A 550-nucleotide genomic window follows, 5' to 3' on the forward strand; every position below is an offset into this window, starting at 1 on the left:
CATCACTCTCGCGGTAAGCGCTCACAATGAATTACCTGATCAGAATGCTGTTGATACGCAGTGATAAGCGAATGCTTTTTTCACATTAAAAGAAAAAGAAAGGTTTTTTCTCTTTTTTAACGTGAAAGAACGCTTATCACTGCGCATAGCAGTCGCTCTTTAACAATGTATATCATGCTGACATAAACGCTTCTTCGAAGTGTTTATACGTAATTGTTTTGTGATACGTCTCAAGCGTATCCGGCAATCGTTATCATTGCGAACCCCAGACTCCTTCGGGTTATAGGGTCAAGCAATGAAGCGCACACGGTGGATGCCTAGGCAGCCAGAGGCGATGAAAGACGTGGTAGCCTGCGATAAGGCTCGGCGAGGTGGCAAACAACCTGTGACCCGGGCATTTCTGAATGGGGAAACCCACTCATCATAAGATGAGTATCCTGCACTGAATATATAGGTGTAGGAGGCGAACCAGGGGAACTGAAACATCTAAGTACCCTGAGGAAAAGAAATCAACCGAGATTCCCCTAGTAGCGGCGAGCGAACGGGGACC

1 rRNA gene is annotated in these 550 nt (G+C 46.4%); it reads left to right on the forward strand.

From position 1 onward, the window contains the following. Nucleotides 1-286: 286 nt before the first annotated feature. Nucleotides 287-550: ribosomal RNA gene (locus ABD785_RS41195) — 23S ribosomal RNA — on the forward strand; the annotation flags it as partial.

Source organism: Actinocorallia longicatena (assembly GCF_039534125.1).
In the GTDB taxonomy this organism is placed as follows: Bacteria; Actinomycetota; Actinomycetes; order Streptosporangiales; family Streptosporangiaceae; genus Actinocorallia; species Actinocorallia longicatena.